Origin of the sequence: Paenibacillus sp. GSMTC-2017, from assembly GCF_016019935.1 — a bacterium.
GTDB lineage: Bacteria > Bacillota > Bacilli > Paenibacillales > Paenibacillaceae > Pristimantibacillus.
Window position 1 is genome coordinate 520,563 of sequence record NZ_JAECMT010000001.1, and the last position, 13,414, is coordinate 533,976.

Below are 13,414 nucleotides of genomic sequence, written 5' to 3' on the forward strand. Positions count from 1 at the left end.
CAATCCAACACTATAAACCCAAGTCGATCACAAGGCTTATTAGCAATCGTAAGGGTTTCAATTCGAGGTTAGCTAATCTAACATAAATCACTCAATAATAGCTACGATTATGCTTGCTCCTCGTGATCGTCGTCCAATACTTCTTCTGAGTAGTCACAAGTCACACATTGCAACTTTGCACCACTACGATTGCGCTTCTCAACTAACATGGATTCACAGTTTGGACAAGGTTTCCCTGTTGGCTTATCCCATGATACATAGTCACAGCCAGGGTACTGGTCACAGCCGTAGAAGAAACGGCCCTTTTTGCTGCGGCGCTCGATAATTTTTCCTTCGGCACATTTCGGACACGCTACACCGATATCTTTAACAATCGGTTTCGTGTTGCGGCAATCAGGAAAACCAGAACATGCGAGAAACTTACCGAAACGTCCCATTTTGTACACAAGATGCTTGCCGCACTTCTCGCATATTTCATCGGATACTTCATCTTGAATCTCGATCTCCTTCATTTCATCTTCTGCTACTTCAAGGCGCTTCTCGAAAGTTTCGTAGAACGTGGCAAGCACCTTCACCCAATCTTCAGTACCTTCCTCGACTTGGTCAAGGTTGCCTTCCATATTCGCTGTAAACTCCGCATTCAAAATTTCCGGGAAAAATTCCTCCATGAGCTGAATAACTAAATCCCCTAGCTCTGTTGGTATAAATTTTTTCTCTTCCATAGCAATGTAACCGCGCTTTTGGATCGTCTCAAGTGTTGGTGCATAAGTACTTGGTCTACCTATACCAAGTTCCTCAAGCGTACGAACAAGCCGAGCTTCCGAATAACGAGGCGGCGGCTGTGTGAAATGTTGCTTTGGCTCAATAGATTCCGAAGCAATGATATCTCCAACAGCTAGAGGAGGTAAAAACTTATGTTCCTCTACTGCGCCGTCATCATTACCTTCAACGTACACTTTCATAAAACCTGCAAACTTCACCTTAGAACCGTTAGCTCTAAAAATTGTATCTCCGCTCGCCATGTCCACAGTCATAGTATCTAGTACTGCCGATGACATCTGACTGGAAGTAAAACGTTCCCATACTAGCTTATATAGCCTTAATTGGTCACGAGATAGGAACGGTTTCATCGATTCAGGATCACGTAGAATGGAAGTAGGGCGAATGGCTTCATGCGCATCTTGTGCATTGCTATTTTTTTTCGTATATATACGAGGTTGTTCTGGAACAAAATCTGCTCCATACTTCTCCGTAATGTACTCTTTCGCTTCTTCCTGTGCAATTGGTGAAATACGTGTAGAGTCTGTTCTCATATACGTAATTAAACCGACTGTACCTTCTTTGCCAAGCTCCACACCCTCGTAAAGCTGTTGTGCCACTGACATCGTCTTAGATGCACGGAAACCAATTTTACGTGCAGCCTCTTGTTGAAGGGAGCTCGTAATAAATGGTGGTGCAGGATTGCGAAGTCGCTCTTTTTCTTTAACTTCGACAACGCTAAATGGATTGCCACCCATCGCTTGTAGTACTTCCTGCACGTCAGCTTCTTTATTAAGCTCTCGTTTCACTCCATTGATGGAGAAATATTTCCCGTCGAAGTTCATCCCGTTTTGAGCCAGCTTTGCAGTAATCGACCAGTACTCTTCCGGTACAAAAGCATCAATCTCATTTTCCCGATCAATTATTAACTTCACTGCTACGGACTGCACACGCCCTGCGGACAGACCCTTTTTAACTTTTTTCCATAATAATGGACTAATCTTATACCCCACTAAACGATCTAGTATCCGTCTAGCTTGCTGAGCATTAACTAAATCCATATTAATTTTACGTGGACTTTTAAAAGCATCCTTAACCGCTTGTTTCGTTATCTCATTAAATACAACACGACAAGTGTCGCCTTCATTAAGCTCCAAGTAATGAGCCAAATGCCAAGCAATTGCCTCTCCTTCGCGATCCGGATCGGCCGCTAGAAAGACATGTTTCACTTTTTTGCTGGCATCCTTCAATTCTTTCAGAACACTGCCTTTACCGCGAATAGTAATATATTTGGGATTAAAATCATTTTCGACCTCAACACCAATTTGACTCTTAGGCAAATCTCGAATGTGACCCATTGATGCTTTTACGATATATTTACTTCCTAAATACTTTCCTATCGTCTTAGCTTTGGCCGGTGATTCTACAATAACTAATGAATCTGCCATGCGAGGTGCCTCCTCTCTCTACGACAAGTTACAATGCAATATATATGGAACCGGGCTGAAGCTCGATTTTCCGTTTTATACATAAATTTAGCAGAAGTGCGTTCAAATGTCCAAACGGAATAGATGACAGCTCGTGTAGTTCATTAATTGACAATGGCTGATCACGCAAAAGAGTAATCAATTTACATTCTTCCGGTTCCAGACCATCCATATGTTTCTGTGCATAATGCTGTTCATTCTGATCTTTAGCAGCTTTCATCTTTAACATTTCATCTTGTAGCCAAGGTAGCTCTGTAAAGATCTGGTTGATTTCGCTAATTAACAAAGCCTTTCCTTCACGAATCAATTCATTAGGCCCTTCACTCTTCGGCGATGAAATTGGTCCAGGAACAGCAAACAATTCACGATTCATCTCCATCGCATGTTTTGCGGTAATTAATGATCCACTTTTACGTTCACCTTCTACAACAATTGTCGCTCTAGACAGTGCTGCAATAATACGATTTCGTTGATGAAATTGACCGCGATGAAGAGGTGTCCCGAATGGAGTTTCCGAAAGCAATAAACCTTTTTCAGCAATTTTTCGAAATAAGTAATCATTTTCTGGTGGATAACAGGTATCAATTGGTGTAGGCATTACAGCAATTGTCCCTCCAGCGCCTTCTAGAGCGGCTTCATGGGCACGGCTATCAACACCTTTAGCCAACCCACTAACGACCGTTATACCATAAGCAGAGAGTTGCTCAGCCATTAATGATGCTGTATGTCTTCCATATGCTGTTGGCACTCGAGTTCCTACGATTGCAATAGCTGGTTTATTTAATAGTTCGAGACGACCACGGGCATATAATACCCATGGAGGTTGAGCGATCTGTCTCAATATTTCCGGATAACGATCGTCGAATGGAGTTAATATCTCTGATCCGGCATTACGATTATTAATAGGTGTATCCTCAGTAAACTTCCACGGATGTTCTTTGTATAACTCAACTGCTATAGCAGCTTGATCCCGTCGTAAGCCAATTGCTGTTAAATCCTCAATTGTCCAAGATTCCTTCAGCCATAAGTTATGACGAACTGCTTTGTCAATCGCATGCCATCCTATACCCGGAAGTTCATAAAAAGCAATAATCATACGTCTGCAAATGTGTTCGTTATTGTCCATATCAACCAACCCTCTCGCTAAATGGGCTGGCTTGCATTCTTATCTATTGTGCGTTACATAGCACAAGAATGCAAGTCAACCATTAAAATTATGGAGCTGAACAAAAAAAAGGCAACCTCCGAGCACCCCTGTAAAGGGTGTCGAAAGGTTGCCTACCTTATCGTTTTACGCTATCACTATTTGCGAGTAATACATTTTTCAAGCAAGCCTTGCTCTTCAAGCACGCTTACAAGAGTGGAGCCCATCTCGGAAGGAGTTGGAGCAACTTTGATACCGCAAGCTTCAAGAGTTTTGATCTTTTCAGCTGCTGTACCTTTACCACCAGAGATGATTGCACCAGCATGTCCCATCCGTTTGCCCGGAGGCGCAGTTGCGCCGCCGATGAAGCCTACAACCGGCTTAGTCATGTTAGCTTTAACCCACTCAGCAGCTTCTTCTTCAGCTGTACCACCAATTTCACCGATCATAATAACTGCATAAGTATCAGGATCATCATTGAAACGGCTTAGAATGTCGATAAACTCGGAACCTTTAACAGGGTCGCCGCCAATACCAACTGCTGAGGATTGTCCAATTCCACGAGTCGTAAGCTGATGAACAGCTTCGTACGTCAATGTTCCTGAACGAGATACAACGCCTACATGACCAACGGAATGAATGTAGCCCGGCATAATACCGATTTTGCATTCGCCTGGTGTAATAACACCTGGGCAGTTAGGTCCGATTAGTACAGTTTTGCTTCCGTCCATATAACGTTTCACATTAACCATATCCAAAACTGGAATGCCTTCTGTGATACAAATAACAAGATCAAGCTCAGCGTCAACCGCTTCCATAATTGCGTCAGCAGCGAAAGCAGGTGGTACATAGATAACAGAAGCTGTTGCACCAGTAGCTTTTACTGCTTCGCTAACTGTATTAAATACAGGAAGTGCAACAACGGAACCGTTTTCAAGTGTAATGTCAACGTTCGTTCCGCCTTTACCAGGTGTAACGCCGCCTACCATTTGTGTACCGTAATCTAGTGCGCCTTTTGCATGGAACAAGCCAGTTGCACCTGTAATGCCTTGAGTGATGACCTTAGTATCTTTATTGACCAAAATACTCAACTTAACTCACATCCCCTGATTGAATTCGTATGCGTGTAAGCCGCACAGTAAGCTATCTTATTTCACGAGAGCGACAATCTTCTGTGCGCCGTCCGCCATGGAATCAGCAGCTACAATGTTCAATCCCGATTCGTTCAATATTTTCTTACCAAGCTCAACGTTCGTACCTTCAAGACGAACGACTAGTGGACGGCTAAGTCCCAATTCTTTTGCTGCTGCAACTACGCCCTCAGCAATAATGTCGCACTTCATGATTCCGCCGAAGATGTTAACGAAAATACCTTTAACTTTCTCATCAGACAAAATGATTTTGAAAGCTTCAGTTACTTTCTCTTTTGTAGCACCGCCCCCAACATCAAGGAAGTTAGCTGGGTCGCCGCCATAATATTTAATAATATCCATTGTCGCCATTGCAAGTCCCGCACCGTTAACCATACAGCCGATATTGCCGTCAAGCGCAATGTAACTAAGATCGTATTTGGACGCTTCAATTTCTTTTGCGTCTTCTTCTTCTAGGTCGCGAAGCTCTAAGATATCCTTATTGCGATAAAGCGCATTGGAATCAAAGTTAAGCTTAGCATCAAGCGCCATTACTTGACCGTCGCCAGTTACAACTAGCGGATTGATCTCAGCAATAGAGCAATCTTTTTCTACGAAAGCTGTGTACAGTGCAAGCATAAACTTTACTGTTTTGTTAACCAGCTCACTTGGGATATTTATAGCATATGCCAACTTGCGCGCTTGGAAAGCTTGCATGCCGACAGCCGGATCGATTACTTCTTTGAAGATCTTCTCAGGGGAATGTTCAGCAACTTCTTCAATCTCAGTGCCGCCCTCTTCTGAAGCCATCATCGTTACTCGGCCAGTACCACGATCCAATACTACCCCAATGTAGTATTCTTTCTTAATGTCACAGCCTTGCTCGATAAGAAGACGTTTTACTTCTTTGCCTTCTGGACCTGTTTGGTGAGTGACTAGTACTTTCCCAAGAATTTCACTAGCATAAGTTCGAACTTCTTCTAAACTTTTAGCAACTTTTACGCCGCCCGCTTTACCGCGTCCACCCGCGTGAATTTGTGCTTTCACGACTACTACAGGTGTTCCTAGTGCCTCAGCTGCCGCAACAGCTTCATCAACGGAGAAAGCAACTTTACCCTCCGGTACGATTACACCATACTGTTTTAGCACCGCTTTGCCTTGATACTCATGGATATTCATTGTTGAAATCCTCCATTTCACAGACTCAAATCAGTCATATGTACACAAACCTTTATCATTGTAGCATCTTTCCTTGTCCAATACCTTATTTTTCTCTTTGAAAGCGCAAGCTTTTTTGATATGGATATCATCTCAAAATGAGATTAAACCAATTACGCCCTCTAGTATGACCCATAGTTGGTAATATATCCAAATAATACGCCGTTTATTTTCTATTACCTACCATAACTCATTGACATTCATTTCTATTGACGCTAATATCTTAAACAACTTCATATTAAGAGATCTGACGTGTAAGGAAGCACCTTCATTATTAGCTAATTATAGCTCATGGGGGTGCTTTTTTGTTTAGTTTAATGCATAGTGCAAGTGTGTTTGGCGTTGAAGGTAGAAGTATATCGGTAGAAGTAGATATAAGTAATGGGCTGCCTCAAATAGCGATCGTTGGTTTGCCTGATCCTGCTGTAAGAGAATCTGTAGAAAGAGTTAGAGCAGCTATCAAAAATAGTGGATTTACTTTTCCGATGGAGAGAATTACGGTAAACCTTGCCCCTGCTGATCTTAGAAAAGAAGGAACAGCCTTTGATTTGGCTATAGCCGCCGGAATTTTGGCATCCAGCGGACAATTAAATGCTAGTTTGCTAACAGAATCACTACTAATCGGGGAACTATCACTTAACGGAAGTATCCGTCCTGTTTCCGGCGTTCTTGCCATGCTGGAGCAAGCGCAGCGGGTTGGCATTAAACGAGTACTCCTTCCACTTGCTAACAGAGAAGAAGCTGAGTGGATATCTGGCATCGAGATCTATACGGTGTCTCATCTTATTCAATTAAAACAACCGAAAGATGGTACTTCGTTTTGGGAGCAAAGAAGAGTTGATTCTGAAATTGCTCGTAACGAGGTTTCAGAGCAGCATAACTTTCAAGTGAAAACCGACCAAATTGAAGATTTTTCTGATATTATCGGTCAACATCAAGCGAAACGTTCTATGCTCATCGCGGCCTCAGGTAAACATAATATTTTGTTAAGTGGACCACCTGGTACTGGTAAAACGATGATGATCCGGCGTTTGCCCGGTATACTACCTCCACTTAGTGAGCGAGAAGCACTTGAAGTAACGAAAATATATAGTGTTGCTGGAAAGCTGCAAGAAGGAATTGGCGGACTTATCGTTAGACCTCCATTCCGTTCCCCACATCACAGCATCTCTTCCGGTGGTCTAATTGGCGGTGGAAGCATTCCAAAACCCGGTGAAGTAACACTCGCACACCGAGGCGTTTTGTATCTGGATGAGCTTCCCGAATTTCCTAGAATGGTGTTAGAATTGCTACGTCAACCGCTGGAAGATCGAATCGTCTCCATCGCAAGGGCAAGAGCGACGGTACAATTTCCAGCTAATATTATGCTTGCTGCTTCATTTAACCCATGTCCGTGCGGATACCACGGACATGAATATGGAGAGAAAAGATGTACTTGCAGCGCTCCTACTGTTGCACGCTATCGCTCAAAAATGTCTGGCCCGCTCCTTGACCGTATTGATTTACAGCTGGAAGTGCCTAGACCTATTTCTTTCGAACGTTTGAAAGAAGAAGAAATTATTACTTCAGCCTCACTCCGTGCCAAAGTCCAACTGGCTAGAGATAGGCAAGCTGAACGCAACAAAAAATACGGAGCCGTTTGTAATAACGAGTTGTCTGGGGATGCACTGCGACGTGCAGTTGAATTAAGAGCAGAGGCTTCTCGATTGCTCGAAAGTGCTTTTCAAGTGTTAGGAATAAGTATGCGTGCTTATGATCGATTGCTGAAACTCGCAAGAACGATCGCAGATGTTGAACAAAGTGAAACGGTAGAAACAGAGCATGTAGCCGAAGCTATTCAATATCGCAGGCTCGATATGCAATTGCAATAATTAGTTGACTCGCAGCATGATAGTATTAAATGGCATCATCCGCCCCTATCAAAATGCCCATTGTGACTAATCGGACAGGGGCTTTATTTTCATTTATCAATTGTAATTATGAATACTTAACTAAACAAATAGTTTACAAATTTCCACTTCCCACAAACCGAACATCACTCAGTGCTATAGATTTTACCTGCTCCTACTTTGAAGACTTATACTGTTTATTCTCAAAAAAGACGCCGTTTTCGCAGCGCCAAATCGTTAGAATGTATGTATTAGTTTAATTCATTTTGATTATCAAAACGCCGCTTCATAATGCCGATACTCATGAATGACATCATCTGCTCCTATTAAAATAGTAATTACATCGAACCGAATAGGGGCGTCCTGTTGTTTCGTGTATTGCATATAGGTTTGAGCTATTGCTCTCACTTGTTGCTGCTTGCGATAGTCAACTGACTCGGCAGCTGATCCAAATCGACCTACACTCACTGCCCCTCTAGTTCTTACTTCAAAGAAAACTAACTTATCTCCAATCGTAGCTATAATATCTAGTTCCCCGCGCCGAGAGCGCCAGTTCGTTTCTTTTATACTGTAGCCAGCATCTATTAATCTTCGGCATGCTTCTAATTCACCTAGTTTACCTATTCTCTGTCTATCTATTGTCATGACTCCAATCCCTCGCTTTACGATCTGATTGGTAGACAAAACTTAATATTTCCGCAACGAGTGCGTAAAGTTCTGGCGGTATTTCCTGATCCACATCGAGCTTAGACAATACTTCCACTAACGAAGCATCCTCTTGCACAGGAATACCATTTTCTTTTGCTTTCTCCAAAATACGATCTGCTATTTGTCCGCTTCCCTTAGCAATTAGAACTGGAGCTGTCCGTTCGCCAGGTTCATATTTAAGTGCTACTGCTTTGCGTAGAGACATTTTCCCACTTGTACCTTCTTGCTCCTTGCTCATGCTTTAAAATCCACTCCTTTGTAGCGAGTAGAAGCAAATTGTGATAAATCGGGTGGCGCTTGCCGTTTAACCTTTTGCTCAGTGGCTGTTGCCTCATCATTATTTGTAGGTAGCGGTGTAGTACGAAGCGACGAAAGTTGATAGCCTGTTTCTTTAAGTCGCTCGGCTATATCTGCACGTGAACCTTCAACCAACTCATTAATTGACGGATGATCATTCCATAAATTCAAACTAACTATTTTATCCGTTACATTAACATCTACCAAAGTATCACCCAATGATGCCATTGATAAATTAAAAAGCAATCGACAGTTATCAGCATCAAGCTCACCCCTGCGTCCTCTTCTCGTCTGAATGTGTACAGAAGCAGTGCTGCCACCTTGTGAATCTTGCAATGGAATAAACATGGTCACATGAGTTAACACCGAACTATTTCGTTCTGGAGTCAATAGTAGTTGTTGACCTGTAATTTGATGAATAAGTTGCTGAGCTGTCTCTCTGATTGCAGGTGGAGTATCATTTGAGCCCATTAAAGTGAGCAAAGCATTTTTCATCGTATCTTGTTGAGTCGGCTGCTGTTGAACAGGCTGTGTGCTTTGACCAGGTTGAGTAAGGTCTAGACCTATTACATCTTGAGTCAGTAGCGGAACTTGCGATCCACCAGGAAGCATTTGTTGTGATACAGAACGCGCGCTTACATTTTGCCCTTGACTGGCTTCCTGCTTAATAGAAGCAACGTTCTCATGAATACCTTCTGCTAGAACCCCAACATTTGAAACATTCAATGTCCCCTGTACAATTGTCGATGCTGTCATATTCATGCCATTTTGTACATTTGATGCTGCGATATCGATCCCTCTTTGAAGTTGGGCTGACCCACCTTGCTGAGTACTTACTGTCATTGTACGCACAGTTCCTTCATTTTCAGTTGCAAAAGTTCGTGACTGTGAAGCTGGTGACGAACTTGATTGATCGCCTGAAGTAGCTGCCTTTGCTAACTGCAACTCGTGATCGACGCCCATCCATTTCATCATTCCACTGAGCCAATTAGACGTATTAACTATTGGTCTTGAAGCTGCGTTAGCCGTATTATTGTTATCATCCATGTTATTTGCCGTCAGTTGAGCAACTACAGCACTTCCTTGCAGCATCGTATTTGCCCCTTGCGAAGCAGTTGATGCTGACTGTCCCGCAACTACTGTCGCACCTTCACGAGGAATCATCGCTCCTCGAAGTAGTTCTGCCCCTTGATCCAAAAGCGCTAAAACACGCGTTGCCGGATGTGCAGACTGCCCATCTCCATCTGCAACATTCACATCACTTGTAAGGAAAGCTCCGAGCTGTGTATGAAGTGTATCAAGAAGCTCATGAGCCCCTTTTCCAAACATAGCTTGCTGCATGGAACTTATCGTTGTGGCGGTCATCGGCAGTCCTCTCTTAAATGTAGCCGCAGTAGCTTGCATCCATTGCTCCTGATCCGTACCATGCGGCATGACAGCGGCTGCCTCTTGGAAAGCCTTCGACGTTATTCGGTTAAATGGAAAGCCCTCACGTCGCAAATCTTTTATAATATCTAAAGCCCATCGCTGATCAGGTAAGCCTAACAGCTTGGCATAGTCTCGAAAAGTATCGTCTAACAAACCAGAAGCACTTAAGTCGACGGGTTTAAGCGTTATAACTGCACCGTTTGTTTCTGGTTGAACTTGCAACATAGCTGATTGACCCGGTTGTAGTGGGATTTCTAACTTAGCACGAACTTGCACGCCATTAATTTGAACAACTGCTTCGTTGTTTTCAAGCATTTGCAAAACGACGCCTCTAACGACTTGACCAGCCTTTAACTCCAAAGCTCTTGAGTCACCTGCTGTAGCATCGCCAAGCAGTCCTCTCATCATTTGACTGATATTCACGTTCATTTCTCCTCCGATAGCAAATGGCGCTACACGATATATGCTTTATATCGGCCCGTCGCCTCCATCCATGAAGGGCAACACTCAAAGGAATTAACGGAGTCTAATTTACTGGCACACATCTCCATGCTGAATCAACAAAAAAACTCTTTATATGAAAAGACATAAAAAATACGCCTCTCTATCAGAGCACCCCTAATTAGGCATGCTAGCTAATAAATAAGCGTATAATCCGTCTAATCTATATCGAGGGTGAATCACCAAGCAATTTCCGCAAAAAAGTTCTCCTGTGCTGTAAACTTGGTCCATGCTCAAGTAAACGTTCCCGATGCAATTTAGTTGCGTATCCTTTATGAATACAAATACCGTATTCCGGGAATTGCTCTTCCCATTCCCCCATACAAAGTCGATCTCTCGTCACCTTAGCCATAATAGATGCAGCAGCAATAGACTGACTTGTTGCATCTCCTTTAATAATGGATTGTTGCGGTAGAGAAAGATCCACTTTTTCTGCATCTACTAATAAATAATCGGCAGCAACCTGTAGCGATTCCACCGCAATTTTCATAGCGAGTCTTGCAGCTTGTTTAATATTAATATCGTCAACGATCGAAGCGTTCACTCTAGCTACTGACCAAGCAATGGATGAATTCGCGATGACTTCATAAAGTTGCTCACGCTTCTTCTCTGACAGCTTCTTTGAGTCGTTTACGCCTTCTATCACGAGCCCAGGTGGTAAAATGACCGCCCCAGCAACAACGTCTCCGAATAGGCAACCTCGTCCTACCTCATCAACACCCGCTACCCGGGTAAAACCTTCTCCCCATAACGATTGCTCATATTGCAGCACGTCATTCGTCCCCCATTTATCGTTTTTGCTAACGCTTTTTAACCGGCATGTTATCATATGGCGCTTCAAGCGTAATACGGCCTAACTTACCCGCTCTAAGGTCACGCAAAATAATACCGGAAGCCTTTTCCAAATCTACACGTCCACCACCAATTAGACAACCGCGGCGACGACCAATGTCTTCCATAATACGAACGATCTCTTGATTATCTTCTATGTCACTAGGGGGAGTTTCCAGGTCATACCTTTCCTGCAAAGCTGGCCAATAACGGTCTGCCAGTTCTTTGACAGCAAAATAAGCAATTTCATCTACGTTAAGAATTTGCTCACGTATTGCTCCAGTCATCGCCAGACGATACCCGACTAATTGATCTTCAAATTTCGGCCACAAAATACCAGGAGTATCTAGAAGCTCCATTTCAGTACCAACTTTGATCCATTGCTGACCTTTTGTTACACCTGGTCTATCTCCAGTTATTGCGATATTACGACCTGCAAGTCGATTAATCAGTGTAGATTTACCAACGTTCGGAATACCAACGATTAATCCTCTAACTGCACGCGGATTAATACCTTTAGAGATTTGTCTATTTATTTTCTCATGCAAAATTTCTTTAGCTTTAAGCGGGATTTCGCCTACTTTAGTGCCGGTTTGCGAGTCAACAGCAATACACTCATGACCTTCATGAGCGAAGTAAGTCATCCACTTCTCTGTTGTTTTTGGATCTGCAAGATCCGATTTATTCAGAACGATAAGTCTAGGCTTTCCATGCAAAATCTCGTCAACCATAGGGTTACGACTTGATATTGGTACTCTTGCATCGAGCAGCTCTATTGTAATATCGATTAGTTTTAACTTGTCTTGTATTTGCCTCTTGGCACGAGTCATATGACCCGGAAACCATTGAATGCTCATTCTTTCACCTCATTTAATACCGATGCTTAATAAACTCTAGTTTGTTCAGCGGCCAAAAAACAATGTCAGCTCGTCCAACAATTTCGTCATCTTTAACGAAACCAATGCTTCGGCTATCTCTACTATTGCTGCGATTATCCCCCATTGCAAAGATCATACCTTCAGGAACTACCGATTCTGTGAACGTATTGTTAGGGAAGTTTTCTGTATTATTGTACAATTCGCCCTTAGCATGTGCTTCCTCAAGTACTTCCTTAATATAAGGTTCTTCAACCTTAACATCATTTATATATAGATCATCGCCTTCCAGTCGAATCTTATCGCCTGGAACTCCAATTACCCTTTTAATAAACTTTCGTTTTTCCTCTGGAACATCAAATACGACTACCTCACCAAACTTCGGCTCTTTAAAGGTATATAGTATTTTATTCACAATTAATCGTTCACCCGATATAAAATTCGGTTCCATTGACTCTCCATCTACAATATAAGGCGAGAACAGAAACTGGCGAATTAATAAGACGAGCACTACTGCAATAACAATTGCTTTAGTCCACTCTACAATCTCCTTATAAACTCCGCCCTTCTTTCCCGAACCAGAATTATGAGTCACAGAACGCTCATGTGTTAAACCTATTTGGTTACGCGATTCATCCGGGTGCTTATTCTCATCCGTGCTGAATGACTTTCCTTCATCATTTCGTTGCTGCGAATCCATATTCTCGCCCTCTTTCCTCAAAGAGTAATTATGTAGTTTCCATAATTGAAAAACGAAAAGGAGCTTGATTTCGCAAGCCCCTCTTGACGTTCCATCTTAACGAATTTCTTTAATTCTAGCAGCTTTACCGCGTAGTTCACGCAAGTAGTACAACTTAGCGCGACGTACTTTACCACGGCGAGCAACGTCGATTTTGTCAATCTTTGGTGAATGAAGCGGGAAAGTTCTTTCCACACCTACACCGTACGAGATTTTACGCACCGTAAAAGTTTCGCTGATTCCGCCGCCGCGACGTTTAATTACAACGCCTTCGAACAACTGGATACGCTCGCGCGATCCCTCGATTACTTTAACGTGTACCTTCAAAGTGTCGCCTGGGCGAAAGTTTGGAAGATCACTGCGCAATTGCTCTTGTGTAATTGCTTGTACAATATTCATTGAGTTCAC

Annotated in this window: 12 protein-coding genes; 1 reads left to right on the forward strand and 11 read right to left on the reverse strand. The window is 42.8% G+C overall.

Annotated elements, in window-relative coordinates:
* Positions 1 to 107: 107 nt before the first annotated feature.
* From topA to sucC, 4 genes are all read right to left on the reverse strand, one after another.
* On the reverse strand, positions 108 to 2,207 hold the full coding sequence (gene topA / locus I6N90_RS02365; RefSeq protein WP_197933903.1) for a type I DNA topoisomerase: 2,100 nt from the start codon (positions 2,205 to 2,207) through the stop codon (positions 108 to 110).
* A 28-nt stretch (positions 2,208 to 2,235) separates the two neighbouring features.
* Positions 2,236 to 3,372 carry a DNA-processing protein DprA gene (gene dprA, locus I6N90_RS02370; protein ID WP_197933904.1) on the reverse strand — a complete coding sequence of 379 codons (1,137 nt, stop codon included), beginning with the start codon at positions 3,370 to 3,372 and terminating at the stop codon, positions 2,236 to 2,238.
* A 176-nt stretch (positions 3,373 to 3,548) separates the two neighbouring features.
* Positions 3,549 to 4,481: a succinate--CoA ligase subunit alpha gene (gene sucD, locus I6N90_RS02375; RefSeq protein WP_197933905.1), complete on the reverse strand. Its 933-nt coding sequence runs from the start codon at positions 4,479 to 4,481 to the stop codon at positions 3,549 to 3,551.
* A gap of 57 nt (positions 4,482 to 4,538) precedes the next feature.
* Positions 4,539 to 5,699 (reverse strand): ADP-forming succinate--CoA ligase subunit beta, encoded by a 1,161-nt coding sequence (sucC, locus tag I6N90_RS02380; RefSeq protein WP_197933906.1) that lies wholly within the window; start codon positions 5,697 to 5,699, stop codon positions 4,539 to 4,541.
* Between the two features lie 344 nt (positions 5,700 to 6,043).
* On the opposite strand from sucC, the gene I6N90_RS02385 reads away from it, so the two are divergent.
* The gene (locus I6N90_RS02385; RefSeq protein ID WP_197933907.1) at positions 6,044 to 7,609 is read left to right on the forward strand and encodes a YifB family Mg chelatase-like AAA ATPase; all 1,566 of its coding nucleotides are present in this window, start codon (positions 6,044 to 6,046) and stop codon (positions 7,607 to 7,609) included.
* Between the two features lie 291 nt (positions 7,610 to 7,900).
* Here the strand turns inward: I6N90_RS02385 and I6N90_RS02390 are convergent, their stop codons facing one another.
* The 7 genes from I6N90_RS02390 to rplS all read right to left on the reverse strand — a co-directional run bounded on the left by I6N90_RS02390 (position 7,901) and on the right by rplS (position 13,405).
* The gene (locus I6N90_RS02390) at positions 7,901 to 8,272 is read right to left on the reverse strand and encodes a YraN family protein (protein ID WP_197933908.1); all 372 of its coding nucleotides are present in this window, start codon (positions 8,270 to 8,272) and stop codon (positions 7,901 to 7,903) included.
* Positions 8,259 to 8,573, reverse strand: a complete 315-nt coding sequence (locus tag I6N90_RS02395; RefSeq protein ID WP_197933909.1) for an EscU/YscU/HrcU family type III secretion system export apparatus switch protein — start codon at positions 8,571 to 8,573, stop codon at positions 8,259 to 8,261. The genes I6N90_RS02390 and I6N90_RS02395 overlap by 14 nt, the downstream gene beginning before the upstream one ends.
* Positions 8,570 to 10,483 carry a flagellar hook-length control protein FliK gene (locus I6N90_RS02400; RefSeq protein ID WP_197933910.1) on the reverse strand — a complete coding sequence of 638 codons (1,914 nt, stop codon included), beginning with the start codon at positions 10,481 to 10,483 and terminating at the stop codon, positions 8,570 to 8,572. The genes I6N90_RS02395 and I6N90_RS02400 overlap by 4 nt, the downstream gene beginning before the upstream one ends.
* A 241-nt stretch (positions 10,484 to 10,724) precedes the next feature.
* Entirely contained in the window at positions 10,725 to 11,390 is a 666-nt protein-coding gene (locus tag I6N90_RS02405) for a ribonuclease HII (RefSeq protein WP_197933911.1), read from the reverse strand.
* On the reverse strand, positions 11,362 to 12,249 hold the full coding sequence (gene ylqF / locus I6N90_RS02410; protein ID WP_197933912.1) for a ribosome biogenesis GTPase YlqF: 888 nt from the start codon (positions 12,247 to 12,249) through the stop codon (positions 11,362 to 11,364). The genes I6N90_RS02405 and ylqF overlap by 29 nt, the downstream gene beginning before the upstream one ends.
* 13 nt (positions 12,250 to 12,262) lie before the next feature.
* Positions 12,263 to 12,967 (reverse strand): signal peptidase I, encoded by a 705-nt coding sequence (lepB, locus tag I6N90_RS02415; RefSeq protein WP_197933913.1) that lies wholly within the window; start codon positions 12,965 to 12,967, stop codon positions 12,263 to 12,265.
* Positions 12,968 to 13,063: 96 nt separating this feature from the next.
* Positions 13,064 to 13,405 (reverse strand): 50S ribosomal protein L19, encoded by a 342-nt coding sequence (gene rplS, locus I6N90_RS02420; RefSeq protein ID WP_197933914.1) that lies wholly within the window; start codon positions 13,403 to 13,405, stop codon positions 13,064 to 13,066.
* Positions 13,406 to 13,414: the final 9 nt, after the last annotated feature.